This is a genomic window from Streptomyces griseorubiginosus, from assembly GCF_001514195.1.
Taxonomy (GTDB): Bacteria; Actinomycetota; Actinomycetes; order Streptomycetales; family Streptomycetaceae; genus Streptomyces; species Streptomyces griseorubiginosus.
The window spans coordinates 633,272-658,023 of sequence record NZ_KQ948738.1; the positions used below are offsets into that span (position 1 = coordinate 633,272).

Here is a 24,752-nt window from a genome sequence, read left to right on the forward strand (position 1 = left end):
GGGCAACGGCCCACCGACCTCTACCCGACGTCCGTCCGTCCGCCCGTCCGTGCAAAGGCCCACCGGCCCCCACTCGGCCGCCCCTCCGCTACGGCAGCGCGCCCCGCACCGTCGAGGTGACGGTCGTCGCCGCGGACGAGAGGGGTGCCGTCACCGGCGTCAGGCTGTCCAGGGCCGCGCCCGCCGCGGCCCCGGCCGCCGCCCCCGCCTCGACGACCGGCGTCGTGAGCCCGGAGCCGCAGTCACTCCCGGCGCCCGAGCCGGAGTGGCTGTCGTCGACCGGCGCCACCCGGGTCTCGTACTGCCTCGACGGCGTTCCGTGCTGGTCCGACGGCGGCGCCTGGCCCGAGTCCTGGTCGGGGCGCCCGTCGGCCCCGGGTGGTGTGGCGAGGTGCGGGGCGAGCGGCTCCCCGTCCGGGGCCTCGGAGGGGTCGTCGGTCTGCGCGCCCTTCGGGGGCGGGGTGCCCTGCCCCGTCCGCGCGCTCCCGTCGGCGAACTCCAGGGACCACCGCTGCCGTTCCGAGCCGTCCCGTGCGGCGACGACCACGGTGTCGCCCTTGCCGGGCGCGACCAGCAGTCCCTTGCCGCGGCGCAGCAGCAGTTCGCCGCGCACGGTGAGGTCGTAGCGGACGTCACCCGCCGGCCCCTGGCAGTCCGCGACGAGCACCGAGCCCTTCCCGGCGTCCGAGTCGAGGCAGAGCCGCGGGTCTACGGCGCTGCGCAGCAGACCGTCCTCCTGGTACGACCACTGCTGGGACCCGGCGGTCGAGCACTCGGCGAGCACGGCCTCGGCTCCGGCGGCGGTCCGGCCGTCGGGGGTGTCGAGGCACAGTCCGGCGTCGAGGTTGCGGAGCCGGCCGTGGCCGACCTCGACGGGTTCTCCCACCGAGGCGGGCGACGGGGAGCCGTCGGAGCGCGAGGCCTCCACCGGGCTCGGCCGCACGGTGTTCCCGGCCGCCGCGCCCCAGGTGACGTCGGACGACGGCACGCCTTCGTCGGACCAGCCCTTGGTGACGAGCACCGTCGCCAGCAGGACGAGGGAGGTCACGCCGGCGCCGACGAGGAGGGTCCTGGCATGGCGCCGCGGCCGGCCGAACAGTCCCGCGTCGGCGGGGCGGTGGCGTCCGCCGGGCCGTGGACGTGCCGCCCCGTGCAGGTCGGGGGCCGGACGGCCGGCGGCGCGGGCGGGCCGGGAGTCGAGGTACCGGTGGGCGCCCCAGCCGAGCACCGTCTCGGCGAGCAGCACCTCCAGACCGCCCTCGAAATGACTGAGCTGTTCGGCGGCGTGCCGGCAGTAGCGGCACTCCGAGAGATGCTCACGGACATCGGGCAGCAGGTCCCCGCCCCGGCGAATCGGGACATCCAGGAGACGGTTGTAGAAACGGCATTCACTGCTGGGCGCGAGTTCCCGGTGGGCGCGGACACAGCCGGCCCGGAATTGCTCGCGCGCCTGCTCCAGAGCGGCCGCCGCACGGGCCGTGTCCACGCCCAGCAGACCGGACGGTACGGATATGGGTTCGGCCTCGACCTCGGCATGCCACAACAGGCATTGCGAGGCATGGGGAAGAGCCCGGAATGCACGTTCGGCGAGCTGTCGCCTTTCGGGGGTGACGGACCTCGCCGCGCGCAGACCACGGCCGCCGATCGTCTTGCGAAGTTCCGGCAGTGCACCGGAGATTTCGTCGTCCGCGGCCCACTCCTTGACGAACTCCCTTACCGCGACGAGAAGTTGAGGACGCAGCGCGCCTTCACCCGCCCGGCCGAGCACTCGGTCGAAAGCCGCTGCGGTCGCCATGGAGGCCGAAGGCGACCAGGTGGCAAGACAGATGACCGAGTATTCGTACGTCGCCTGCCAGTGTCGTGCCATCAAGAGCGCGATGGCATGACTGTCCGTCCGCCCCTCGCCCAGCCGGGCGAGAAGCGTGCGGTCGGACTCTCCCGGGTTCGATCCGGGGCGCGGGGGGTAAGGGGGACGGGGCGGGTGAGCGGATTGCACGGGACCTATTCCTTCCAATCCGCAGGACGGCATGGAATATGCCGGTCCCCGGAAAGCAGGTGCCTGATTGGTGCATACCTATGCCAGGTCAGAGGCGACCCGGCCTTCGGAGGGGCGATCACCTTCGCACGATTGATGTACAGCAAACAAGAAGTTCGAGTGACCTATGTTCAAAACGAGTCCGCTTCAGAAAAGTTACCGGCGGTATCCGCACCGGTTTTCGAAATTAAGCGGGGCGGCGGCCTCAAGTTGTGTGTGCCGCCGGATGCTTGGCACACGAAATCTCCAAGTGCCCACGAGGCACGAACGGGTCCGCGAACGGTCCACAGGGAGTTCCAAGGCGGCTCCCGGTGGGCTCTCATCCGGCTGCCGCAGCATGATCCGCATGATCGCCCCCCACCGGGCCGCCACGCCCGCCCCCATCACACCCGCCCTCACCCGCACGGTCCGCAAGGCGGTCGTCCCGGCCGCCGGACTCGGCACCCGGTTCCTGCCCGCGACGAAGGCGACACCGAAGGAGATGCTCCCGGTCGTCGACAAGCCGGCCATCCAGTACGTCGTGGAGGAGGCCGCGGCGGCCGGGCTCGACGACGTCCTGATGATCACCGGCCGCCACAAGCGGGCCATCGAGGACCACTTCGACCAGGCCTTCGAACTGGAGCAGGCCCTCGCGGCCAAGGGCGACGCGGTACGCCTGGACGCGGTGCGTGACCCGGCGCGGCTGGCCAACATCCACCACATCCGCCAGGGCGAACCGCTCGGCCTCGGACACGCGGTCCTCTGCGCCCGCCGGCACGTGGGCCACGAGCCCTTCGCCGTCCTGCTCGGCGACGACCTGATCGACCCGCGCGAGACGCTGCTCGGCTCGATGCTCGAGGTCCGGGAGCGGTACGCGGGGAGCGTGGTCGCGCTGATGGAGGTGCCGCGCGAGCAGATCCACCTCTACGGCTGCGCGGCGGTGGCGCCCACGGGAGAGGAGGGCGTGGTGCGGGTGACCGGCCTGGTGGAGAAGCCGTCCCCCGAGACCGCGCCCAGCGCCTACGCGGTCATCGGCCGCTACGTCCTGGACCCCGCGGTCTTCGACGCCCTGGACCGCACCCCACCGGGCCGCGGCGGCGAGATCCAGCTCACCGACGCCCTCCAGTCCCTCGCGGCCACCGGCACGGTCCACGGCGTCGTCTTCGACGGCCTGCGCTACGACACCGGCGACAAGGGGGACTACCTGCGCACCGTGGTCCGCCTGGCCTGCGCCCGGGACGACCTGGGCCCGGAGTTCACCACCTGGCTGAAGGGCTTCGTGGCGGGGCTGGAGCAAAAGGAAGAGGGCGAGCGGCGGCGGTCGGCTGCCTGAGGAAGGGGCTGCAAGGCGACGGGGGTTCGCGGCCTGCCGGGCCCTGGAGGGGTACCAGCCCCCAGGGCGACGACCCCGCTCAGGCCGCGACCCTCGCCGCCGGACTCAGCCGTTGGGCCGCAGCGTCCAGACCACCGTCATCTCGCCCGTGACCGCCCCGTCCGCGCGGCGGATCTCGATCGTGACCGGGAACTCGGGGCGCTGCCCGGCGTCCAGTTCGGCGATGACCTCGTGGGCCGGGCGGCCCAGGGTCGCCGTGGCGGTCACCGCGCCCATCGCGAGCTTGCGGTAGGCGATCTCGGCGTTGACGGCGAGCGGCACCGCGCGCGAGAGCTGGTCGCCGAACGCGGCCAGCACGACGGCCCCGCTGGCGGACTCGGCGAGCGTGAACATCGCTCCGGCGTGCGGTCCGCCGACGTGGTTGTGGAACTCGCCCTGGTCGGGCAGGGCCACCACGACCTTCTCCGGGCCGGTCTCGAGGAACTCGAGGTTCAGGGTCCGCACCATGGGCACGGTCGCGGCGAGCATCTCGCCGACGGACATCTGGTCTGCGCTCATGCCGCGATGTTACCCATGGGTAGCCAACCCGGACAGGGTCGGTCCCCGTGATCGCCGTCTCTTCTCGCCCGGCGGCCCGGCGCCCCGTACTCGGCCCGCAAATGGTTTGGCAAGCCGGGTCCCCGACGGCGATAGTCGGCCGGTGACCCCCTCCGCCACCTCCGCCCGCACCCGCGGTCCCGCCTGGGCGAGCCGCAACTACAGCCTGCTGACCGCCGCCGCGTTCGTGACCAACCTCGGCAGCAACGGCGCCCTCATCGCCGCCGCGTTCGCCGTGCTGGGGGCGGGCGGCGACAGCGGCGACGTGGGCCTGGTGGCCGCCGCCCGCACCCTGCCGCTGGTGGTGTTCCTGCTGATCGGCGGCGCGGTGGCCGACCGGCTGCCCCGGCACCGGGTGATGGTCGCGGCCAACACCCTCAACTTCCTCTCCCAGGGCGCGTTCGCCGTCCTGGTCCTGACCGGCGAGCCCCGGCTCTGGCAGATGATGCTGCTCACCGCGCTGGGCGGCACCGGGCAGGCGTTCTTCAGTCCGGCGGCCGAGGGCATGCTGCTGTCCTCGGTGCGCGGCGAACAGGCCGGCCGCGCCTTCGCGGTGTTCCGGATGGCGATGCAGGGCGCGACGCTCGGCGGTGCCGCACTCGGGGGCGCACTGGTCGCCGCGGTCGGCCCGGGCTGGGTCCTCGCGGCGGACGCCGTCGCGTTCGCGCTCGCCGGTTCCCTGCGGGCCTTCCTGGACGTCAGCCACATCCCGGCCCGCGAACCGGGCTCCGGAATCCTCGCCGACCTGCGGGACGGCTGGCGCGAGGTGTCGGGACGGCCGTGGCTGTGGGGCATCGTCGTGCAGTTCTCCCTGGCCAACGCAGTCGTGGGCGCCGCCGACGCGGTCTACGGCCCGCTCGTCGCCCGCGACCACCTGGGCGGCCCCGGCCCCTGGGGCGTGGCGCTCGCCTTCTTCGGCGCGGGCACGGTCGTCGGCGCCCTCCTGATGACCCGCTGGAAGCCGCAGCGCCTGCTCTTCGTGGGCATCCTGTGCGTGTTCCCGATGGCGTTGCCGTCCGCCGCGCTGGCCGTACCGGTCCCGGTGCCCCTGCTGTGCACGGCGATGTTCGTGGCCGGCGCGACCGTCGAGGTGTTCGGCGTCTCCTGGATGACCGCCCTGCACCAGGAGATACCGGAGGACAAGCTCTCCCGGGTCTCGGCCTACGACTGGTTCGGCTCGGTCGCCCTCATGCCGCTCGCGGCAGCGCTGGCGGGCCCCGCGGAGTCGGCGTTCGGACGCGGTACGGCCCTGTGGGGCTGCGCCGGCCTGGTCGCGGCCGTGACGGCGGCCGTCCTGTGCGTACCGGACGTGCGCAACCTGCGCCGGAGCACCAAGCTGGTCACCCAGGTCACTCCGCGGGAGTCAACCGATGCCGAACGCCCCGTCGGGGGGCTCGGGTGACGCCACGGCGTCCGCGTCCGACACCGGTCGCGCCCCGCCGGTGAACTTCCGCAGCCCGTCCCCGTGTTCGACCCGCGCGGGAAACGCGTCGGCCGCCGTACGCCGAGCCAGCGCCACCGTGTCGAACGGCTGGTGCGCCGCGACGAGCACCGCGTTCCCGAACCGCCGCCCCCGCAGCACCGCGGGTTCGGCGATCAGCACGAGCTCCTCGAAGACCTCGGCGAACGTGGCGAGTTGGGACCGCAGAAAGGCGAAGGGCGCGGAGTCGGCGAGGTTCGCGAGGTAGACCCCGTCACCGCGGAGCACCCGGGCGGCTTCCCTGGCGTACTCCAGGGACGTCAGATGCGCAGGAACCCGCGACCCGCCGAAGACGTCGGCGACGAGCACGTCGGCGGAGTCGGCGGGGGCCTTTTCCAGCCACGTCCGGGCATCGGCGGCGTGCACCGCGATTCCCGCCCCGTCCGGAAGCGGCAGATGCTCGACGACCAGGTCCAGGAGCCCCTGGTCGGCCTCGACGACGTCCTGCCGGGACCCCGGCCGACTGGCGACCAGATACCGCGGCAACGTCAGGGCACCCCCACCGAGATGTACGACGTCCAGCGCCCGCCCCGCCTCTCCGACGAGGTCCAGCACATGCCCGAGCCGCCGCGCGTACTCGAACTCCAGATGCAGCGGCTCGTCGAGATCGACGTAGGACTGCGGGGCATCGTCGACCGTGAGCAACCAGGCTCGCTCACGGTCGACGTCAGGCATGAGCTTGGCGAACCCGAAGTCGGTGGTGCGTCCGACGGGTATGGAGTCAGTCACCGGTCCAGTGTGCCAACTCCAGGGGCGCGGGGAACTGCGCGACCAGCCACAACGGCCCCGCAGTCCCCCACATACATCAGCCACCCCTAGGCAACGGCTGTCACGGTCCCCGCCCCCACGGTCCGCCCGCCCTCACGGATGGCGAACCCGAGCCCCGGCTCCAGCGGCACGTCCCGCCCCAGCTCGACGGTCATGACGACCTTCTCCCCAGGCCGGGCGACGGCGACCGAACCGAGGTCGACATCGCCCACCACATCCGCCGTACGGATGTAGAACTGCGGCCGGTACCCCGTGGAGACGGGCGTCGTACGCCCGCCCTCCCGCGCCGACAGCACATACACCTGCGCGGTGAAGCGACGGCTCGGCACCACACTGCCGGGCGCGGCCACGACATGGCCCCGCCGGACCGCGTCCCGCGGAACGCCCCGCAGCAGCAGCGCCACGTTGTCCCCCGCCTGCGCCTCCTCCATCGGCTTGCCGAAGGTCTCGACGCCGGTCACCACCGTCTCCACGGCGGCCCCGAGAACCTCGACGCGGTCGCCCACCCGCACGGTGCCGCGCTCGACCGCACCGGTCACCACGGTCCCCCGGCCGGTGATGGTCAGCACGTTCTCGACGGGCAGCAGGAAGGGCGCGTCCAGATACCGCTCGGGGATGGGCACATAGGTGTCCACCGCGTCGAGCAGCGCCTCGATCGACGCCGTCCAGCGCGGGTCCCCCTCCAGGGCCTTCAGCCCAGAGACCCGTACGACGGGCACGGCGTCGCCGCCGTAACCGTGTGCGGTGAGCAGTTCACGGACCTCCAGTTCGACGAGCTCGACCAGCTCCTCGTCGGCCGCGTCCGCCTTGTTGAGGGCGACCACCACGTGGTCGACGCCCACCTGGCGGGCGAGCAGCACGTGTTCGGCGGTCTGCGGCATGATCCCGTCGAGCGCGGAGACGACGAGGATCGCCCCGTCGAGCTGCGCGGCCCCGGTGACCATGTTCTTGACGTAGTCGGCGTGGCCCGGCATGTCCACGTGCGCGTAGTGCCGGGTGTCGGTCTCGTACTCGACGTGCGCGATGTTGATGGTGATCCCGCGCGCGGCTTCCTCCGGGGCCCTGTCGATGCGGTCGAACGGCACGAAGGTGCCGCTGCCGCGCTCGGCGAGGACCTTGGTGATGGCGGCGGTCAGGGTGGTCTTGCCGTGGTCGACGTGACCCATCGTGCCGATGTTCAGGTGCGGCTTGGTGCGCACGTAAGCGGTTTTGGACATGGCTGTACCTCGAAGCCTCTTCGTGTTCGTGGAAGAACGGGGACCCCGAGAACTCGCCGACCCTCCCCCTGCGGGGTCCGCCGGACGATCCGGGAAGGGTCAGCTTCGGGCGCCGTCTGCGGCGGCCGGGAAAAAGGGAACGGCAGCCTTCGGCGCATCCGCGACTGCGGATGCTGCGAGAGCGAAGGCGTACCGGAACATGACGCAGATCATGTCCCACCCGTCGTCCCACGTCGAACGGTTTTTTACGGCCGCCCGTCGCCGTTCCTCCGCACAACCGGCGGCATCCGTAGGGCGATCACCCGTCCGGGTCGGTTACCGTCACAGGATGCTCGATGCCACCACCCGCTCTGGGGGCACCGCCACGGCCACTCCCCCGGCCATCGCCACGGAGCTCGCTCTCCCCGTCCCGGCTCCGGTGGGTCTGACCACCCGCTGCACGAGAGTGCTGCTGTCGCCGTGGGCCCGGCTCTCCCTGCTGATCGCCCTGCTCGCGGGGGCCGCCACCGCGGTCCTGCTCTTCGAGCCGCAGAGACTGCTCTCGGACGGCTGGCCGCCCCAGCTCGGCGGGATCGCGGCCGCGATCGTGTTCGGGGTGGCGTACGGGTTGTGCACGGTGGCGTTCGTGCCCCGGCCGCTGCTGAACCTGGCGGCGGGCGCGCTCTTCGGCTCGCAGCTCGGGCTGGCTTCGGCGCTCGCCGGGACGGTGCTCGGGGCGGGGGTCGCCTTCGGTCTCGGCCGGGTGCTCGGGCAGGACGCGCTGCGGCCGCTGCTGCGGGGGCGGTGGCTGAAGGCCGCGGACGGGCAGCTCAGCCGGCACGGGTTCCGGTCGATGCTGGCGGCCCGGTTGTTCCCCGGGGTGCCGTTCTGGGCGGCGAACTACTGTGCCGCCGTCTCCCGGATGGGGTACGTGCCGTTCCTGGTCGCGACGGCGCTCGGGTCGATCCCGAACACCGCCGCGTACGTCGTCGCGGGCGCGCGCGCTTCGGCACCCACGTCACCCGCCTTCCTGATCGCCATGGCCGCGATCGCCCTGCCAGGGCTGGCCGGGGCCGTGGTGGCCTGGCGCAAGCGGCACCATCTGCGTGGGCGCTGAGCGCCCCTTCAGGGGCGCGGGGAACTGCGCAACCAGCCACGACGGCGCAGCAGACACACGATGTGCCTTCAGACCCGCTCCAGGATCATCGCGTTGGCCAAGCCGCCCGCTTCGCACATCGTCTGGAGCCCGTAGCGCGCCCCGCGCTCCCGCATGGCGTGCACCAGGGTCGTCGTGAGGCGGGTGCCACTCGCGCCCAGGGGGTGGCCCAGCGCTATCGCGCCGCCGTGCACGTTGACCTTGGCCAGGTCCGCGCCCGTCTCCTGCCGCCAGGCCAGGACCACACTGGAGAAGGCCTCGTTGACCTCGAAGAGGTCGATGTCGTCGAGGGTGAGCTTCGCCCGGCGCAGGACCTTCTCCGTGGCCGGCACGACTCCCGTGAGCATGAGGATCGGGTCGGAGCCGGTCACGGCGAACGAGTGCAGCCGGGCCAGGGGCCGCAGACCGAGCCGTTGGGCGGTCTCACCGGACATGATGAGCACCGCCGAGGCGCCGTCGTTGATCGGGCTGGCGTTGCCCGCGGTGACGTTCCACTCGATCTGGGGGAAGCGTTCGGCGAAGTGCGGGTCGTAGTAGGCGGGCTTGAGGCCGGCGAGGATCTCGGGGGTGCTGCCCGGGCGGACGCACTCGTCGCGCGAGACTCCCTCCAGGGGTGCCAGCTCGGCGTCGAAGAGGCCCTTCTCCCAGGCCGCGGCGGCCTTGTGGTGGGAGGAGACGGCGAACGCGTCCATCTGCTCGCGGGTGATCGACCACTTGGCGGCGATGAGCTCGGCGCTGATGCCCTGTGGCACCAGTCCCTCCTCGTAGCGGGCGGCGACGCCGGGGCCGAAGGGGTCCTTGCCCTCGGGGACGTTCGACCACATCGGCACGCGGCTCATCGACTCGACGCCGCAGGCCACGACGATGTCGTAGGCGCCCGCGATCACTCCTTGGGCGGCGAAGTGCACGGCCTGCTGGGAGGAGCCGCACTGGCGGTCCACGGTGGTGGCCGGGACGCTCTCCGGGAAGCCGGCGGACAGGGCCGCGTAGCGGGTGGTGTTCATGGCCTGCTCGCCGACCTGGTCGACGGTGCCGCCGATGACGTCGTCGATGAGCGCCGGGTCGACGCCGGAGCGCTCCACGAGGGTGCGCAGGGTGTGGGCGAGGAGTTCGACGGGATGCACATGGGCGAGGGCGCCGTTGGACTTGCCCTTGCCGATGGGAGTGCGTACGGCTTCGACGATCACTGCGTCACGCATGGTGCGGGCCTCCACGGGCTACCAGCGAGTAGGAAATCCAAACTCACCATAACTCCGTGAGTTGGAAAAGCAAACCCTCACCTAGACTGGGCGCATGGCCGCCACCAAGGACCCGCGCCCCTGCTCGATCGCCGACGCCCTGACGCTCGTCGGCGAGAAGTACTCCCTGCTCGTGCTGCGGGAGGTCTGCCTGGGCAACGGCCGCTTCGACCAGCTGGTGCGCAACATCGGGGCCCCGCGCGACATCCTGGCCACCCGGCTGCGCCGGCTCGTGGACGCCGGGATCCTGACCAAGCGGGTCTACAGCGAGCGGCCGCAGCGCTTCGAGTACCGGCCCACGCGGGCGGGTCTGGAGCTGGAGCCGGTGCTGCTGACGCTCATGGCGTGGGGCGACCGGCACCTGCGGGGGGACGACGACCGGCCCATGGTCGTCGAGCACAGCTGCGGCCACGAACTGCTGCCGGTGGTCTCCTGCTCGGTCTGCGGGAGCGCGGTGGCCCACGAGGACCTGACGGCCCACCCGCAGTCCCCCGGCTGGACGGTGAGCGGTCCCACGGCCGCCGCCTGACCGCCCCTGTGCCGGAGCTGTCACCCCGGGACGCTACGCTTCCCCCGTACCCCGATCACCGCTCCCGGTGATGCGGCGTGCCCGACTCCCTTCACTCGACCAGCACTTGGACGCCGTAACTTCATGTCTTGGTTTGAATCACTCATCCTCGGACTCGTCCAGGGGCTGACCGAGTTCCTTCCCGTCTCCTCCAGCGCGCATCTGCGTCTGACCGCGGCCTTCTCGGGCTGGAAGGATCCCGGGGCGGCCTTCACCGCGATCACCCAGATCGGCACCGAGGCCGCCGTGCTGATCTACTTCCGCAAGGACATCGGGCGGATCATCTCGACGTGGAGCCGTTCGCTGGTGAAGAAGGAGCTGCGCAGCGACCACGACGCCCAGATGGGCTGGCTGGTCATCGTCGGCTCGATCCCGATCGGTGTGCTGGGGCTGCTGTTCAAGGACCACATCGAGGGGCCGTTCCGCGATCTGCGCATCACCGCCACGATGTTGATCGTCGTGGGCATCGTCATCGGCATCGCCGACCGGCTCGCGGCACGCGACGAGACCGGGGGCAAGCACCGGGCGCCCAAGCAGCGCAAGGGACTTGAGGACCTCGGCGTCAAGGACGGCCTGATCTTCGGCTTCTGCCAGTCCATGGCCCTCGTCCCCGGCGTCTCCCGCTCCGGCGCGACCATCAGCGGTGGCCTCTTCATGGGCTACAAGCGCGAGTCGGCGGCCCGCTACTCCTTCCTCCTCGCGATCCCGGCCGTTCTCGCCTCGGGTCTCTTCGAGTTGAAGGACGCGATGGAGAGCGACCACGTCTCCTGGGGCCCCACGATCTTCGCCACGGTGATCGCCTTCGCGAGCGGATACGCGGTCATCGCGTGGTTCATGAAGTGGATCTCCAACAAGAGCTTCATGCCCTTCGTCTGGTACCGCATCGCCCTCGGCATCGTCATCATCGCCCTGGTCACGGCGGGAGTCCTGAGCCCCCACGCGGCGGAGTCGGCGGGCTGACGCGGCCGTGGCCCTCACCCAGCAGTTCGCGCGCGTCACGCCGGAGCACCGGGAACGGCTCCGCACCGGGACCGAGGAATGGGACCCGGGCGCCGAGAACCTCCTGGACACGGGCTGGGCAGTGTGGGGGCTCATCCGCTTCTGCCGTGCGTCGGGGGCTGACCCCGACACGGTGGCCCTGCTGGATCGCGCGGTCTCCGGCGATCCGGACGGCGATGTCGCCTTCCTTGACCACGACGGCGTGTACGACGGCTTCACGGACCCGCCGCGTCTGCTGGAGCCCACCGCCGTGGCCGACATCGCGCGCGCTCTCGACGCCCTCGACCCCGGCGCCCTGCTCGCCGAGCTGCCGGACTCCCCCGACGAGGCGTCAGCGGTCTGCGGTCTCGGTCCGCTGTCGGACGGTGACGTACGCGGTCACCTCGTCGAACACCTCACCGCGATGCGGGAGTTCTACGGCGAGGCCGCGATTCACGGGCAGTGCGTGGTCACTTGGATCGACTGAGCGCGGCTTCGAGGGCAGGGCGCCCGACCCGGTTCCCGTGACCTATCGCACGCGTTCTGCGTAGCCGTCCGGTAGCGGACTGTCAGTGCTTGCGCCTAGGCTGGTCCGCATGTCCCCCGATTCCGTGATCCCTGGTTCCGTGCGGTCTGCTGCCGAAGTGAACGAGCAGATCCGGGCGCTCTGGATGCGCGCCGGCGGCACCCTGTCGTCCGAGGAGCGCGCGGAGTACGAGCTGTTGGTGGTCGAATGGGCGGCCGCGATCCGCGCCGACATCATCGAAGCGGCCTGAGCCGAGCCCCCCCTCACAGGCCGAAATGCCGCGTACAGCACCGCAGTTCGCTCCGATAGCCTGACCGGACCCACCTCCGAGCCCCCTCGAAGCGAGGTTCCGTCATGCGAGCGATCGTCGTGGGCGCCGGCATCGGAGGACTGACCGCGGCCCTGAGCCTGCGTCGGGCCGGCCATGACGTGACCCTCGTCGAGCGGGCGCGGCGGCTCACCGAGATCGGCGCCGGGATCCAGCTCGCCCCCAACGCCACCCGCGTACTGCGCCGGTTGCACCTCCTAGACGCCGTGGCACGGCGGTCCACCCGTCCCACCCAGGTCAGCTTCCGCACCTGGTCCGACGGCTCCGAGATCTGCCGCTATGTCATCGGCCCGGAGGCGGAGGAGGAGTTCGGGGCGCCGTACCTCCAGGTCCACCGGGCCGATCTCCAACAAGCCCTGGTCGCCGCCCTACCGCCCGGAACCCTGCGTCTGGCCACCGCCGTCGTCGGGGTCGACCAGGACGACAAGTCGGCCCGGGTGACCACGGCGGACGGCGAACACCTGGAGGCCGACCTCGTCGTGGCCGCCGACGGCATCCGCTCCGCCGCCCGCCAGTGGCTCTTCGGCGCGGACGAGGCGCTGTTCTCGCACACCGCCGCGTACCGGGCCCTGCTCCCCGCCGCCGAGGTCGCCGACCTGGACCTGCCCGAGTACGCCGGCTGGCTCGGGCCGGGCGGCCATGTCGTCCACTACTGGCTGCGCCGCGGTGAACTCCTCAACGTCGTCGCCGTGTTCGGCACGCACCGGGCCGCCGAGGAGTCGTGGACCGCGCCGGCGGAACCCGGTGAGCAACTGCGCACGTTCGCCGGCTGGGACCCCCGCCTGCTGACCGTCCTCGAACGGGCGGGCCAGGTCTTCCGCTACGGCATCCACACCCGCGCCCCGCTCAGCCGCTGGAGCCTCGGCCGGGTCACCCTGCTCGGCGACAGCGCCCACGCGATGGTGCCGTTCCAGGCCCAGGGAGCCGCCCAGGCCGTGATGGACGCGGCCGTCCTCGGCGACAGTCTCACCGGCACGGCACCCGACGAGGTCCCCGACGCCCTCGACCGCTACGTCCGCAGGCGCCTGCCGGCCGCCACGGCCGTGCAGACCAGTTCCGCCCGCGCGGGCCACGACTACCACCTCCCCGACGGCCCCGAGGCCGACGCCCGCAACGCCCGCCTGGTCGCCCTCGCCGCCGAGAACAGATTCGGCCCGCACTCGGCCGCCTGGCCGGTAGACGTCCTGGCCGAGGACTGACCTCGGGCCACGGGCCCACCGGGCCACCGGGCCACCGGCCCACCGCGCCCCCGGGCTCCCGGGCCACCCGCAGAGCCTCGCCAGGCCCCTCGCGCCGAGCCCCACCCGGGCCACTCACGCCAAACCTCCACCCCAAAACCCACGCCGGCCCCCCGGCCCCGAGCCACCCACGCCAGACCCCCGGCCCCATGCCGGCCTCGGCAGACCCCGGCCCCAGAGCCGCCACGGCCGACCGCGGCCACCGCCCCGCCCGCAGCGGACCCCAGGCCACTGCCCCGCCCAGGGCCGACCCCAGGCCACCACCCCGCCCCAGCCAACCCCCTCCACCGCCCGCCCCCGCCCCGCGCCGCCACCGAATGTCCCCGCACGCCCCTAGCCCCCGCTCGCCCCATGCCCAACACTGAGCCGATGACGCAGCGTGTGGAGCTCGCGACCGTGATGGACCGGCTGGCCGTGGACGCACTCGTCACCGACTACGCCGCCGCCGTGGACGACGGTGACTGGGAGGCGTACCGAGGACTCTTCACCTCCGACGGACGGGCCGACTACCGCTCGGCGGGCGGGGTCGAGGGCGACGCGGACGGCGTCGCCGCCTGGCTCGCGGACAGCCTGGGGCTGTTCTCGATGCGACAGCACCTGATCGTCAACCGCCGGGTCCGCTTCGGCACCCTGGAGCAGGACACCGGCGACACGGCCCGCGTCCGCGCCGACTACCTCAACCCGATGCGCCTGGCCGGCACGGACGCCACCGCCCCGGACTTCGTCTGCGGGGGCCGCTACTCCTTCGACCTCCTGCGCACCGACGACGGCTGGCGGGTGCGCGAGGTCGTCGTCCAGGAGAAATGGCGGCGTCTGCCCGGCCCGCGTCCGGCACCCGTGATCAACTGAGCCGACGCCCGTCGGATCGTCAACCCCACGATCACCGATGACACTCACGGGGTAGGAGGCGCCGTATGAAGACGTTCGGCCCCTGGCTCGCCTCCCCGTGGCGGCGCACGACTGTCGCCGTGCTGGCGGGCGCCCTGCCCCTGCTCGCGTTCCCCGCCCCGTCCCTGTGGTGGTTCGCCTACGTCGCCCTCGTCCCGTGGATCGCGCTGATCCGCTCGGCTCCGACGGCGAAACGGGCGGCCTACGACGGCTGGGCCGGCGGCTTCGGCTTCATGGTGGGGATGCACCACTGGCTGCTGCCGAGCCTGAGCGTGTTCATCTTCGTCATCGGCGCCCTGCTGGGCGCGCTGTGGGCCCCCTGGGGCGCGCTGGTACGGCACTTCCTGGCCGGGACGCCCTCGCGTGGCCGGACGGCCGCGGCCGTCGTCGTACTGTCGTCCGGCTGGCTCGGCATCGAACTCGTCCGTTCCTGGCAGGGCCTCGGCGGCCCGTGGGGCGTGCTCGGCGCCAGCCAGTGGGAGGTCGAACCGGCGCTGCGGCTAGCCTCGGTCGGCGGGGTGTGGCTGCTCAGCTTCCTGATCGTGGCCCTCAACGTCTGTGTCGCCGTGCTGGTGACGATCCGCGCCTCCCGGGTCCCCGCGGTGGCGGGCCTCGTCGCCACGGCCGCCGTGACCTCGGCGGCCTGGGTGGGAGCGCCCCGCCCCGACAGCGGCGGCACGACACGGATCGCGGTCGTCCAGCCCGGTGTCATCAACGGCCCCGACCAGCGCTTCGCCCGCGAGGAGCAGCTCACCCGGGATCTCGCCGGGAAGGACGTCGACCTGATCGTCTGGGGCGAGAGCAGCGTCGGCTTCGACCTCGGGGACCGCCCCGACCTCGCGCAGCGGCTCGCCGGGCTCTCCCAGGAGACGGGCGCCGACATCCTGGTCAACGTCGACGCCCGCCGCTCCGACAAGCCCGGCATCTACAAGAGCTCGGTCCTCGTCGGCCCCGACGGGCTCACCGGCGACCGCTACGACAAGATGCGGCTCGTCCCCTTCGGCGAGTACATCCCGGCCCGCTCGCTGCTCGGCTGGGCCACCTCGGTCGGCAAGGCGGCCGGGGAGAACCGCAGGCACGGCTCCGAGCAGGTGGTCATGGACGTCGGCCACGGCCTGAAGGTCGGTCCGATGGTGTGCTTCGAGTCGGCGTTCCCCGACATGAGCCGGCATCTGGCCGAGGACGGCGCCCAGGTGCTGATCGCCCAGTCGGCGACCTCGTCCTTCCAGCAGAGCTGGGCCCCCGAGCAGCACGCCTCGCTCGCCGCCCTGCGCGCCGCCGAGACGGGCCGCCCGATGGTCCACTCGACGCTCACCGGGGTCTCCGCGGTCTACGACGCGAGCGGCCGGCGCGTCGGAGGGTGGGTCGGCACCGACGCCAGCACCTCGCGCGTGTACGACGTACCGCTGGCCGACGGCACGACGCCGTACGTCCGCTTCGGGGACTGGACCGTGCACCTGGCCCTGCTGGTCCTGCTGGCGTGGTGCGCGACCGACGGCCTGCGCACGCTCCGGCTCAGGCGGACCGCTCCTGAACCGCGAGTACCACCCGCTCGCACAGCTCATGGGTCGCCAGCGCGTCCCGGGCGCTGAGCACCTTTCCCGCCCGCACGGCGTCGAGGAAGGCGAACACGGCCTGCTCGATGCCGCGCTGCCTGGCCACCGGCACCCAGTCGCCGCGCCGCCGCACGGTCGGCTGGCCCTTGTGGTCGACGACCTCGGCGAGATTGAGCACCTGGCGCTTGGTGTCCTGACCGGACACCTCCAGGATCTCCTCGGCGGAGCCGCTGAGCCGGTTCATCACGCCGAGCGCGGTGAATCCGTCCCCGGCGAGCTGGAGCACGACGTGGTGGAGCAGTCCGTCCCGCACGCGCGCGCGTACCGTCACGTCGTCGACCGGGCCGGGCACCAGGAAGCGCAGGGTGTCGACGACGTGGATGAAGTCGTCGAGGATCATCGCGCGCGGCTCCTCGGGGAGCCCGATCCGGTTCTTCTGCATGAGGATCAGCTCGCGCGGGTGCTCGGCGCACTGTGTGTACCCGGGCGCGAACCGCCGGTTGAACCCGACCGCCAGTGAGACGTTCCGCTCCTCGGCGAGCGCCACCAGCCGGGCGGAGTCGGCGAGTTCGTAGGCGAGCGGCTTGTCGACGTAGGTCGGCACGCCCGCGTCGAGGAGCCGTTCGACGATGTCGGGGTGCGCGTCGGTCGGGGCGTGCACGAAGGCCGCGTCGAGGTCCTGGGCGATCAGCGCGTCGAGGTCGGCGTGCCGCCGGTCGTCCGGGAGGTGCAGGCCGTCGGCGACGCTGGTGAGGGTGGCGGGGGTGCGCGTCTGGAGGTGCAGTTCGACGTCGGGACGGCCGCCGAGCACCGGGAGGTACGCCTTCCGCGCGATGTCACCGAGTCCGATGCAGCCGACCTTCACGTGGACTCCTCCAACGGTTGTCTGCGGGGCCTTGCCGGAAGCATACGGGCGGCCGCGAAATCGTTGGTGGCCGGTGCTTCCCCGGGGGAGGATGCGGCCATGAGCACCGAGCGCAGCGAACCCGCGACGACCGCCGACGAACGCACCATGCTGGAAGGCTGGCTGGACTACCACCGGGGCACTCTCGCCTGGAAATGCGAAGGACTGACCGACGCCCAGCTCCGGACCGCCTCGGTGGAGCCGTCCACGCTGTCCCTGATGGGCCTGGTGCGGCACATGGCCGAGGTGGAGCGCAGCTGGTTCCGCCGGGTCCTGACCGACGAGGACGCGGGACCGATCTACTACAGCGAGGCCGACCCGGACGGCGAGTTCCGTCTCACCGAGGCCGACACCTGGCAGGAGGCGTACGGCACCTGGCAGGCCGAGATCGACAAGGCCCGCGAGAACGCCGCACGCTTCGGCCTGGACGACGTCACCGTGGGCAAGCACCGCAGGACCGGCGAGCGCTTCAACCTGCGCTGGCTCTACACCCACATGATCGAGGAGTACGCCCGTCACAACGGGCACGCCGACCTGATCCGCGAGCGCATCGACGGCTCGACCGGCGACTGAGGCCGGTGCCGGCGAGGCGGGCGCCGGGAGGCGAGTGCCGGGAGGCGAGTGCGGGGAGGCCGGTGCGATGAGGCGAGTGCCGTCAGCACCGGGAGGCATGAGCACGCCGTACGGGCACGGAGATCACCCGTGCGGGGCAACCTGCGCTTGTCCGCTGTCGCCCGGGTCGTCCGAACCAGCAGAGTGACGCGGGTGCATCGAACCACGACTACCGCAACGCTCCTGGTCACCGTGGCTGTCTCGGCCCTCACCGGCTGTGTGACGATCCAGCGTCCACCGGTGACCGGGCCGCCGCCCACCACGGCGCCCTCCCAGGCGCCGGGCCCGGAGGGCGCCCGGCCGGACGGTCAGGCGGAGCCGCAGATCGTGCAGGCTCCGGCCCAGGAGGCCCTGTCCATGATCGACCCGTCCCGGTCGGCGAAACCGGGCGGGGACGCGCCGCGCACCGCCCCGGGGACCGCGGCGGCTCCTGCACGACCGGAGCACCGACACCCGGAACACCCGCGTCCGGAGCACCCCGTGCACGCGGCGCCACCCGAGCGGCGGCACTCGGACGTACGCCGCCCCCGGCCGCCGCGCGTCGAGATCCCGGACGTGGCCACGTCGATCCCCAAGTCGGTCCCCAGGAGCCAGAAGGACGTCTGCGCGCTCGGCAGGAAGTACGGGCGCTGGCAAGAGGGCAGCGCGGAGTCGGTCATCTGCGACCAGACGTACACGCGCTGAGGAACTGGGCTGCGGCTGGGCGGTGCGTCGGCTGAGCGACGCTGCGGCTGGGCGAGGCATCGGCTGGACCCGGTCGCGGATGGCCTGGTCGCGGATGGCCTGGTCGCGCATGGGCCGGTCGCGGATGGTCCGGTCGCGGATGGGCGAACGGCCGTAGGGCCGCCGTCGGGTCAGGGCCGCTGCCGCGGCGGCCCCCACCCGTCGCTGCCCCCGCCACCTTCGCCGAGCCGCAGCTCCAGTCTGCTGATCGCGGCCCGTACCCCGTCGCTGTAGCTGTCCTCGCCGAGCTCGGCCGAGGCTCTGCGGGCGCGACGGAGATGGGAGCGGGCGGCGTCGGTGCGGCCGAGGCGCACGTAGTCCGCGGCCAGATTCAGGTGCAGCGAGGGGTACAGGGCGCGCACCGCGAGCGCGCCCTCGTGACGGATGAGCCGGTCGTCGGTGAGTTCCTCGGCGGCCGTCAGGGCTCTGAGGTCCCAGGCGAGTTCGTCGCAGGGGTCGTCCTGGGCGTCGGCCATGTAGTGCGCGAGGGTGCAGCGGTGCAGCGGGTCGCCGTCCTCACCGATCTCCGCCCAGAGGGCCAGGTAGCGGTGCCGGGCCTCCTCACGGTCCCCCGCGTGACACAGCATGACGACCTGCCCGATCCGCGTCATCACGGCATCCGGCACCGCCTGCTCCTGTCGCTCCGTCAAAGAGTCCTCCGGGGCTCGTACGACTGTGACGCTGTCCCCCTCGACGCTAGGGCCTGCGCCGCCCTTCATGTCGACGGCGCGTACTCCGATACGCCCATCTGCGACACCACCACGGTGGCCACCGGGGCGAGCGGAGCGACCACGGTGTCCGCGACGGCACAGCTGGCGGCGCTGGCCGGGGTGCGGGTGTTCGCGACGGTCGGGCTCGGCGGGGTGCACCGGCAGCGGACCGTCACTCACCGCTCGCCACAAGCCGGCCCCCGCCCCCCGCCGCGGCCACCACACGCTCGCCCGCGCATAGGCCCAACCGCCCCCGCGCCGAGCCACTCCACCGAAACGCAGGCCACCCCCACCGGCCAGAACGCCCCCGGTTCGACCCCTCACCCCACCGAACCGGCCACGAACCTCACCCCAGGTTCGGGATGGTCCAGTCGATCGGCTCGTGGCCTTGCGCGGCGACCGCCTCGTTGATCTGGGTGAAGGGGCGGGAGCCGAAGAACTTCTTCGCCGACAGCGGGGAGGGGTGCGCGCCCTTGACCACCACGTGCCGGCTCTCGTCGATCAGGGGGAGCTTCTTCTGCGCGTAGTTGCCCCACAGCACGAAGACCGCCGGGTCGGGCCGCTCGGCCACCGCCCGGATCACCGCGTCGGTGAACTTCTCCCAGCCCTTGCCCTTGTGGGAGTTGGCCTCCCCGGCACGGACCGTGAGCACCGCGTTGAGCAGCAGAACGCCCTGCTGGGCCCACGGCATGAGGTAGCCGTTGTCCGGGATCTCGGTGCCCAGCTCCTCCTTCATCTCCTTGTAGATGTTCCGGAGGGAGGGCGGGGTCTTCACACCGGGCCGGACCGAGAAGCACAGCCCGTGGCCCTGGCCCTCGCCGTGGTACGGGTCCTGGCCGAGGATCAGCACCTTCACCCGGTCGTACGGGGTGGCGTCCAGCGCGGCGAAGACCTCCTCGCGCGGCGGGTAGACGGGACCCTTCGCCCGCTCGTCCTCGACGAACTCCGTCAGCTCCTTGAAGTACGGCTGCTGGAGCTCGTCGCCCAGAACCCCGCGCCAGGACTCGGGCAGCATGGCGATGTCGGTCACGTCAATTCCTCACGATGTGCGGTCACTTACCGGCTCGAAAGCCTTCTTGCAGGCTTCAGAACCTACAACCGACCACTGACAATCGCCGCCGCCCGCCCCGGAATCCGCGATCACCCGGAATCCGCGACCGCCCCGGAATCCGGGAGCTACCAGCTGGTCTTCCAGTACAGCTCCCACATCGTCATCATGGTCGCCGGGTCGATGACCTTCTCGAGGCCGGCGATCTCCTCGCTCGCCGCCACGTACTGCTTGCCCTGCCACAGCGGGACCAGCCGCGCGTCGTTCACGAAGACCTGCTGGGCCTCCTCGATCTGCGGCCCCACGGCCCCGCGGTCGCTCTCGGCACGGGACTGCGGCAGCAGCTTGCCGGTGATCTCGGGGGCGTCGTACGGGGTGCCGAGGGCGTTCTGCTTGCCGACGAAGGGGGAGATGAAGTTGTCGGCGTCGTGGAAGTCGGGGAACCAGCCGCGCCCGAACACCGGGTACTCGCCGTTCTGGTAGCCCTGGACGTAGGTCTTCCACGGGCGGCTCTTGAGGGTGATCGTGAACAGGCCGGAGGACTCCAGCTGCTTCTTCAGCTCCTCGAAGGCGGGCTTGGTCGTGGAGCCGTAGCGGTCGCTGGTGTACCAGAGGGTCAGCGGCACGCGCTCGGTGATCCCCGCGTCCCTGAGGAGCTTTCTGGCCTTGGGCACGCTGGGGTCCCCGAAGTCGTCGAAGAAGCCCGTGGTGTGGCCGGTCAGTCCGGCCGGGACCATCGAGTACAGCGGTTCGACGGTGTCCTTGTAGACGTAGTGGACGAGGGCCGGGCGGTCGACGACCTGGGCGACGGCCTTGCGGACCGCGAGCTTCGCGGACCACGGGTCCTTCGGGTTGAACACCAGGTAGCTGATCTCGGTGGTGGGGTTCTCGACGAGCTGGAGCCCCTCCTTGCGCTGGTTGACCTCGATGTCCACGGTGTCGGAGGCGCCGAGGCCCCGGTAGACGACCGCGATCTCCTTGTCCTTGAGGGCCTTGACCATCTCGTCGGACCGCGAGAAGTAGCGGATGGTGACGGCGTTGTTCTGGAGGTCCGCTATGCCCTTGTAGTTGTCGTTGCGGACCAGTTCGGCCTTCTCGCCCTCCTGGTAGGAGTCGAGGCGGTACGGCCCGGAGCCGTTGATCCTGCCGTCCTTGCGGATCGCGGTCGCGGAGTACTCCTCCGGGTCCACGATCGACATGGCGGGCGTGGTGAGCACCAGGGGGAAGGTGGCGTCGGGCTGGCTGAGGTGGAAGACGATCTCGCGGTCGCCCTTGGTCTGGACCCGGGAGAGGGTGCCCAGCAGGCCCGCGGGGCCGCCGTTGACGTTGATCCTCTTGATGCGGTCGAAGGAGTACTTGACCGCCTGGGCGTCCAGCGGGTGACCGTCGGAGAACTTCAGCCCCTCGCGCAGCGTGCAGCTGTACACGGTGCTCGACGTGTCGGTGAACTCGCAGTGCTCGGCGGCGTCGGGCTCGGGGTCGGAGCCGTTGGGCGAGTAGTTGAGGAGCGTCTGGTAGACGTTGCGGAACAGCTCCCAGGAGTTGTCCCAGGAGGCCGCCGGGTCCAGCGTGGCCGGGGCACTGGTGGTCCCCACGACGATCGTCTTGGCGTCGTCGGAGGAGCCCGAGGAGAACACACCGCATCCGGCCACCGTGGAAAGGGACACGAGGGCCGCGAAAGGCGGCAGGTATCGGTTCCGCATGAACACGCGCTCGCTCCTCGAAATGCCGTGCCGAGAGTCGGCAAAACATACCGCAGGGCCGCGCACACTCAACCGGTTCGTCCACAGGCTGCTTGATCACCGTCCTGGTGATGACCCTGTGATGCCGTTGTGCGGCTTTTGTGCGTCGACACGGGCGCCGTCACTGTCAACGGACGCCCGTGCCGAGGCGAGGAGAATCAGCCCACGCCGGCGTTGAGGAAGATGCCGCCGTCGACGACGAGCGTCTGGCCGGTGACCCAGTCGGACTGCTCGGAGGTGAGGAAGGCCGCGGCGCCGCCGATGTCGGAGGGCACTCCGAGCCGGGCCAGCGGGTAGGACGCGGCGGCCTCGGCCTCGCGGCCCTCGTACAGGGCCTGCGCGAACTTGGTCTTCACGACGGCCGGGGCGATCGCGTTGACCCGTACCTTGGGCGCGAACTCGTGGGCGAGCTGCTGGGTGAGGTTGATCATCGCGGCCTTGCTGACGCCGTAGGCGGCGATGAAGGGCGAGGGCGCGATGCCCGCGACGGAGGCGATGTTGACGATCGCGCCGCCGTTGTCCTTCTGCCAGGCGTGCCAGGTCTTCTGGGCGAAGCCGAGCGCCGAGATCACGTTGGTCTCGAAGACCTTGCGGGCCACATTGAGGTCGAGGTCGGCGATCGGCCCGAACACCGGGTTGGTCCCGGCGTTGTTGACCAGGTAGTCGACGCGGCCGAAGGCCTCCATGGCGCGCTCGACGGCGACGGCCTGGTGGGCCTCGTCGTGCGCCTTGCCCGCGACGCCGACGGCCCGGTCGGAGCCGAGCTGCTCGACGGCCTCCTTGAGGGCGTCCTCGTTGCGGCCGGTGATGACGACCCGGTCGCCGCGGGCGACGAGCGCCTCGGCGACGCCGTAACCGATACCGCGGCTCGCGCCCGTGATGAGCGCGACCTTGCCCGAGAGCTCGGGGAGCTGCGAAGTCATGTTCCGTTTCCTCTAGTCGAGCGGTCCGCCGGCCACGTACAGCACCTGGCCGGAAACGAACCCGGCCGCCTCGCCGGTGAAGAAGGCGATGGCGTTGGCGATGTCGTCGGGCTCGCCCACGCGCGCGACCGGGATCTGGGTGGCGGCGGCGGCCTTGAACTCCTCGAAGCCCATGCCGACGCGCGCGGCGGTCGCGGCGGTCATGTCGGTGGCGATGAAGCCGGGGGCGACGGCGTTGGCGGTGATGCCGAACTTGCCGAGCTCGATGGCGAGGGTCTTGGTGAAGCCCTGGAGACCGGCCTTGGCGGCGGAGTAGTTGGCCTGGCCGCGGTTGCCGAGCGCCGAGGAGGAGGACAGGTTGACCACCCGGCCGAAGCCGGCGTCGACCATGTGCTTCTGGACGGCCTTGGTCATCAGGAAGGAGCCGCGCAGGTGGACGTTCAGGACGGTGTCCCAGTCCGAGACGCTCATCTTGAACAGCAGGTTGTCGCGGAGCACGCCCGCGTTGTTGACGAGGATCGTCGGGGCACCGAGCTCGGCGACGACCCGCGCGACGGCCGCCTCGACCTGGGCCTCGTCGGAGACGTCGGCGCCGACGGCGATCGCCTTGCCGCCGGCCGCGGTGATCTTCTCGACGGTGTCCTTGCAGGCGGCCTCGTCGAGGTCGATGACGGCGACCGCGCGGCCCTCGGCCGCCAGTCGGACGGCGGTGGCGGCGCCGATGCCGCGCGCGGCACCGGTGACGACGGCTACCCGCTGCTCAGTGGTGGACATTGCTGATTCTCCTCGCCGTTGAGAACGTTCGGCCCGACCAGGTCGGTGAGCGACCGCTTAGTACCTTCGACAGACGTGACGCTAGAAGCCCTGGCACGCGGTGTCAACGTCCCACGGGACCGGTGTGATCCATTACCTCACCAGCAGGTCGAGAAGGCGCTCCGCCTCGGCCGCCGGATCCAGGGTGAGTCCGGTGTGCACGGGGCCCGGCTGGACGACCGTGGAGCGGGGCGCGACCAGCCACCGGAAGCGGCGTCCGGCGTCGTCGCGCGCCGCCGGCCCGGCCGGATCGCCGCCCGCGCAGACCGCCTCGACGGCCTGGAGGGCGGCCCGGACGCCGGCCACGTCCGCGGCGGGGTCGAGCGCCCGCAGCCGGTCCTCGTCGAGGTGGGTGCGCACCCCGACGTACGCCTTCGCCCGGCAGTAGACGAGCACACCGGCGTTGATGCACTCCCCGCGCTCGACGCGGGGTACGACCTTCAGCACGGCGTACTCGAAGACGTCCCGTTCGCTGACCCGTCCGCCCTTGATGACGTGCCGCTCGACCACGCTGCCGGCCATGTGGATGTGCCGCTCGCTCACTTGTCCCCCTCGATTCCCGTGATGCGCTCGTGGACGGCGGCGGCCCGCTGGAGCAGGGGCCGGGCGTAGGCCCGCCGCAGCTCGTCCGGGGTGTCGAAGCCCGGCTCGTCCGCCAGCCAGGCGTCCGGGATCTCCGCGGTGACCTCGGCGAGCAGGTCCTCGGTGACCTGGGGGGCCAGGGCGGCGGCGGCCGCGGCGACGTCCGGGGCGAAGGGCCTCAGGACGTGGTCCGAGGCGTCGTAGGGGCGGGCGGCGGACTTCTCGGCGGCGGGCCAGTTGTGGTGCCAGATCATGGTCGCGCCGTGGTCGATGAGCCAGACCTCGCTGCGCCACCACAGCAGGTTGGGGTTGCGCCAGGAGCGGTCCACGTTGTTGACGAGCGCGTCGAACCAGACGATCCGGCCCGCCTCCTCGGGGTCGACCGAGAACGCGAGCGGGTCGAAGCCGAGGGCCCCGGAGAGGAAGTCCATGCCGAGGTTGGTGCCGCCGCTGGACCTGAGCAGTTCCTGCACCCGCTCGTCGGGTTCGCCGAGTCCCAGGTCGGGGTCGAGGTCGAGGGTCAGCAGGCGCGGCACCCGGAAGCCGAGCCGCCGCGCGAGCTCCCCGGCCACCACTTCGGCGACCAGCGTCTTGCGGCCCTGGCCCGCGCCGGTGAACTTGATGACGTACGTCCCGCGGTCGTCGGCCTCGACGAGTCCCGGCAGCGAGCCGCCCTCACGCAGGGGCGTGATGAAGCGGGTCGCGATGGCTTCCTTGAGCATCGCCCCAGGTTACTGGCCGACAGCGAAGCGACAGCTCCAGCTTACGGACGCCTGATCTCGAAGACGTTTAGATCTCGACATCGTCTGAACAGGGGGCGCCGAGCGGCCG

General features: G+C 71.7%; 25 protein-coding genes and 1 pseudogene. 13 read left to right on the top strand and 13 right to left on the bottom strand.

Features of this window, described 5'->3' with window-relative positions:
- Positions 1 to 88: 88 nt before the first annotated feature.
- Positions 89 to 1,795 carry an RICIN domain-containing protein gene (locus tag AQJ54_RS25445; RefSeq protein WP_248845437.1) on the bottom strand — a complete coding sequence of 569 codons (1,707 nt, stop codon included), beginning with the start codon at positions 1,793 to 1,795 and terminating at the stop codon, positions 89 to 91.
- Between the two features lie 586 nt (positions 1,796 to 2,381).
- Between AQJ54_RS25445 and galU the strand changes: the two genes are divergently transcribed.
- Entirely contained in the window at positions 2,382 to 3,347 is a 966-nt protein-coding gene (gene galU / locus AQJ54_RS25450; RefSeq protein ID WP_062241189.1) for a UTP--glucose-1-phosphate uridylyltransferase GalU, read from the top strand.
- Between the two features lie 105 nt (positions 3,348 to 3,452).
- On the opposite strand, the gene AQJ54_RS25455 is transcribed toward galU, so the two are convergent.
- Complete coding sequence (locus tag AQJ54_RS25455) at positions 3,453 to 3,890, bottom strand: DUF4442 domain-containing protein (RefSeq protein ID WP_062026171.1); 438 nt, start codon at positions 3,888 to 3,890, stop codon at positions 3,453 to 3,455.
- Positions 3,891 to 4,047: 157 nt separating this feature from the next.
- Between AQJ54_RS25455 and AQJ54_RS25460 the strand changes: the two genes are divergently transcribed.
- A complete protein-coding gene (locus AQJ54_RS25460) occupies positions 4,048 to 5,346 on the top strand; it encodes an MFS transporter (RefSeq protein WP_062241191.1) in 1,299 nt (432 codons plus the stop codon).
- Here AQJ54_RS25460 and AQJ54_RS25465 read toward each other — a convergent pair.
- The gene (locus AQJ54_RS25465) at positions 5,308 to 6,153 is read right to left on the bottom strand and encodes a spermidine synthase (protein ID WP_062241192.1); all 846 of its coding nucleotides are present in this window, start codon (positions 6,151 to 6,153) and stop codon (positions 5,308 to 5,310) included. The genes AQJ54_RS25460 and AQJ54_RS25465 overlap by 39 nt on opposite strands.
- 86 nt (positions 6,154 to 6,239) lie before the next feature.
- Positions 6,240 to 7,409: an elongation factor Tu gene (tuf, locus tag AQJ54_RS25470; RefSeq protein WP_062241194.1), complete on the bottom strand. Its 1,170-nt coding sequence runs from the start codon at positions 7,407 to 7,409 to the stop codon at positions 6,240 to 6,242.
- Positions 7,410 to 7,737: 328 nt separating this feature from the next.
- On the opposite strand from tuf, the gene AQJ54_RS25475 reads away from it, so the two are divergent.
- Positions 7,738 to 8,505 carry a TVP38/TMEM64 family protein gene (locus AQJ54_RS25475; RefSeq protein WP_062241196.1) on the top strand — a complete coding sequence of 256 codons (768 nt, stop codon included), beginning with the start codon at positions 7,738 to 7,740 and terminating at the stop codon, positions 8,503 to 8,505.
- A 68-nt stretch (positions 8,506 to 8,573) separates the two neighbouring features.
- Here AQJ54_RS25475 and AQJ54_RS25480 read toward each other — a convergent pair whose 3' ends face one another.
- A complete protein-coding gene (locus tag AQJ54_RS25480) occupies positions 8,574 to 9,743 on the bottom strand; it encodes a thiolase family protein (RefSeq protein WP_062241364.1) in 1,170 nt (389 codons plus the stop codon).
- A 94-nt stretch (positions 9,744 to 9,837) separates the two neighbouring features.
- Here AQJ54_RS25480 and AQJ54_RS25485 point away from each other — a divergent pair, with 94 nt between their 5' ends.
- The 7 genes from AQJ54_RS25485 (at position 9,838) to lnt (ending at position 15,900) form a co-directional block, all read left to right on the top strand.
- Entirely contained in the window at positions 9,838 to 10,311 is a 474-nt protein-coding gene (locus tag AQJ54_RS25485) for a winged helix-turn-helix transcriptional regulator (protein ID WP_062241198.1), read from the top strand.
- A 123-nt stretch (positions 10,312 to 10,434) separates the two neighbouring features.
- On the top strand, positions 10,435 to 11,310 hold the full coding sequence (locus AQJ54_RS25490) for an undecaprenyl-diphosphate phosphatase (RefSeq protein WP_062026165.1): 876 nt from the start codon (positions 10,435 to 10,437) through the stop codon (positions 11,308 to 11,310).
- Between the two features lie 7 nt (positions 11,311 to 11,317).
- A complete protein-coding gene (locus AQJ54_RS25495; RefSeq protein WP_062241201.1) occupies positions 11,318 to 11,815 on the top strand; it encodes a DUF1877 family protein in 498 nt (165 codons plus the stop codon).
- Positions 11,816 to 11,924: 109 nt separating this feature from the next.
- A complete protein-coding gene (locus AQJ54_RS25500) occupies positions 11,925 to 12,104 on the top strand; it encodes a hypothetical protein (protein ID WP_030316269.1) in 180 nt (59 codons plus the stop codon).
- Positions 12,105 to 12,208: 104 nt separating this feature from the next.
- Entirely contained in the window at positions 12,209 to 13,381 is a 1,173-nt protein-coding gene (locus AQJ54_RS25505; RefSeq protein ID WP_062241203.1) for an FAD-dependent monooxygenase, read from the top strand.
- 408 nt (positions 13,382 to 13,789) lie between these two features.
- Positions 13,790 to 14,269: a nuclear transport factor 2 family protein gene (locus AQJ54_RS25510; RefSeq protein WP_062026161.1), complete on the top strand. Its 480-nt coding sequence runs from the start codon at positions 13,790 to 13,792 to the stop codon at positions 14,267 to 14,269.
- Between the two features lie 65 nt (positions 14,270 to 14,334).
- Positions 14,335 to 15,900 (top strand): apolipoprotein N-acyltransferase, encoded by a 1,566-nt coding sequence (lnt, locus tag AQJ54_RS25515; RefSeq protein ID WP_062241205.1) that lies wholly within the window; start codon positions 14,335 to 14,337, stop codon positions 15,898 to 15,900.
- On the opposite strand, the gene AQJ54_RS25520 is transcribed toward lnt, so the two are convergent.
- Positions 15,824 to 16,729, bottom strand: coding sequence for a Gfo/Idh/MocA family protein (locus AQJ54_RS25520; RefSeq protein WP_062241207.1), 906 nt, complete (start codon positions 16,727 to 16,729; stop codon positions 15,824 to 15,826). The two genes, lnt and AQJ54_RS25520, sit on opposite strands and share 77 nt — an antisense overlap.
- A 99-nt stretch (positions 16,730 to 16,828) precedes the next feature.
- On the opposite strand from AQJ54_RS25520, the gene AQJ54_RS25525 reads away from it, so the two are divergent.
- Positions 16,829 to 17,341 (top strand): DinB family protein, encoded by a 513-nt coding sequence (locus AQJ54_RS25525; RefSeq protein WP_062026158.1) that lies wholly within the window; start codon positions 16,829 to 16,831, stop codon positions 17,339 to 17,341.
- Between the two features lie 231 nt (positions 17,342 to 17,572).
- Complete coding sequence (locus tag AQJ54_RS25530) at positions 17,573 to 18,064, top strand: hypothetical protein (RefSeq protein ID WP_062241209.1); 492 nt, start codon at positions 17,573 to 17,575, stop codon at positions 18,062 to 18,064.
- Between the two features lie 170 nt (positions 18,065 to 18,234).
- Here AQJ54_RS25530 and AQJ54_RS25535 read toward each other — a convergent pair whose 3' ends face one another.
- Positions 18,235 to 18,753, bottom strand: coding sequence for a hypothetical protein (locus tag AQJ54_RS25535; RefSeq protein WP_062026157.1), 519 nt, complete (start codon positions 18,751 to 18,753; stop codon positions 18,235 to 18,237).
- 114 nt (positions 18,754 to 18,867) lie between these two features.
- Between AQJ54_RS25535 and AQJ54_RS43820 the strand changes: the two are divergent.
- Positions 18,868 to 18,990 (top strand): annotated as a pseudogene (locus AQJ54_RS43820) (pseudouridine-5'-phosphate glycosidase); the annotation flags it as partial.
- Positions 18,991 to 19,159: 169 nt separating this feature from the next.
- On the opposite strand, the gene AQJ54_RS25540 reads toward AQJ54_RS43820, so the two are convergent.
- The 6 genes from AQJ54_RS25540 to AQJ54_RS25565 all read right to left on the bottom strand — a co-directional run bounded on the left by AQJ54_RS25540 (position 19,160) and on the right by AQJ54_RS25565 (position 24,643).
- A complete protein-coding gene (locus AQJ54_RS25540; protein ID WP_030316258.1) occupies positions 19,160 to 19,843 on the bottom strand; it encodes a uracil-DNA glycosylase in 684 nt (227 codons plus the stop codon).
- Between the two features lie 146 nt (positions 19,844 to 19,989).
- A complete protein-coding gene (locus AQJ54_RS25545) occupies positions 19,990 to 21,570 on the bottom strand; it encodes an ABC transporter substrate-binding protein (RefSeq protein WP_062241211.1) in 1,581 nt (526 codons plus the stop codon).
- Positions 21,571 to 21,761: 191 nt separating this feature from the next.
- Positions 21,762 to 22,526 carry an SDR family oxidoreductase gene (locus AQJ54_RS25550; protein ID WP_030316255.1) on the bottom strand — a complete coding sequence of 255 codons (765 nt, stop codon included), beginning with the start codon at positions 22,524 to 22,526 and terminating at the stop codon, positions 21,762 to 21,764.
- A 12-nt stretch (positions 22,527 to 22,538) separates the two neighbouring features.
- Positions 22,539 to 23,300 (bottom strand): 3-oxoacyl-ACP reductase FabG, encoded by a 762-nt coding sequence (gene fabG / locus AQJ54_RS25555; RefSeq protein WP_020140547.1) that lies wholly within the window; start codon positions 23,298 to 23,300, stop codon positions 22,539 to 22,541.
- A gap of 132 nt (positions 23,301 to 23,432) precedes the next feature.
- The gene (locus tag AQJ54_RS25560; protein ID WP_062241213.1) at positions 23,433 to 23,882 is read right to left on the bottom strand and encodes a DUF3037 domain-containing protein; all 450 of its coding nucleotides are present in this window, start codon (positions 23,880 to 23,882) and stop codon (positions 23,433 to 23,435) included.
- The gene (locus tag AQJ54_RS25565) at positions 23,879 to 24,643 is read right to left on the bottom strand and encodes a HipA family kinase (RefSeq protein ID WP_062241215.1); all 765 of its coding nucleotides are present in this window, start codon (positions 24,641 to 24,643) and stop codon (positions 23,879 to 23,881) included. Before AQJ54_RS25565 ends, AQJ54_RS25560 begins: the two co-directional genes overlap by 4 nt.
- Between the last annotated feature and the right edge of the window lie 109 nt (positions 24,644 to 24,752).

Coding starts and splice junctions, on each gene's coding strand:
- AQJ54_RS25445 (WP_248845437.1), bottom strand. CDS start 1,795: ATGGCGACCGCAGCGGCTTTCGACCGAGTGCTCGGCCGGGCGGGTGAA.
- galU (WP_062241189.1), top strand. CDS start 2,382: ATGATCGCCCCCCACCGGGCCGCCACGCCCGCCCCCATCACACCCGCC.
- AQJ54_RS25455 (WP_062026171.1), bottom strand. CDS start 3,890: ATGTCCGTCGGCGAGATGCTCGCCGCGACCGTGCCCATGGTGCGGACC.
- tuf (WP_062241194.1), bottom strand. CDS start 7,409: ATGTCCAAAACCGCTTACGTGCGCACCAAGCCGCACCTGAACATCGGC.
- AQJ54_RS25475 (WP_062241196.1), top strand. CDS start 7,738: ATGCTCGATGCCACCACCCGCTCTGGGGGCACCGCCACGGCCACTCCC.
- AQJ54_RS25480 (WP_062241364.1), bottom strand. CDS start 9,743: ATGCGTGACGCAGTGATCGTCGAAGCCGTACGCACTCCCATCGGCAAG.
- AQJ54_RS25485 (WP_062241198.1), top strand. CDS start 9,838: ATGGCCGCCACCAAGGACCCGCGCCCCTGCTCGATCGCCGACGCCCTG.
- AQJ54_RS25490 (WP_062026165.1), top strand. CDS start 10,435: ATGTCTTGGTTTGAATCACTCATCCTCGGACTCGTCCAGGGGCTGACC.
- AQJ54_RS25500 (WP_030316269.1), top strand. CDS start 11,925: ATGTCCCCCGATTCCGTGATCCCTGGTTCCGTGCGGTCTGCTGCCGAA.
- AQJ54_RS25505 (WP_062241203.1), top strand. CDS start 12,209: ATGCGAGCGATCGTCGTGGGCGCCGGCATCGGAGGACTGACCGCGGCC.
- AQJ54_RS25510 (WP_062026161.1), top strand. CDS start 13,790: ATGACGCAGCGTGTGGAGCTCGCGACCGTGATGGACCGGCTGGCCGTG.
- lnt (WP_062241205.1), top strand. CDS start 14,335: ATGAAGACGTTCGGCCCCTGGCTCGCCTCCCCGTGGCGGCGCACGACT.
- AQJ54_RS25525 (WP_062026158.1), top strand. CDS start 16,829: ATGAGCACCGAGCGCAGCGAACCCGCGACGACCGCCGACGAACGCACC.
- AQJ54_RS25550 (WP_030316255.1), bottom strand. CDS start 22,526: ATGACTTCGCAGCTCCCCGAGCTCTCGGGCAAGGTCGCGCTCATCACG.
- fabG (WP_020140547.1), bottom strand. CDS start 23,300: ATGTCCACCACTGAGCAGCGGGTAGCCGTCGTCACCGGTGCCGCGCGC.
- AQJ54_RS25565 (WP_062241215.1), bottom strand. CDS start 24,643: ATGCTCAAGGAAGCCATCGCGACCCGCTTCATCACGCCCCTGCGTGAG.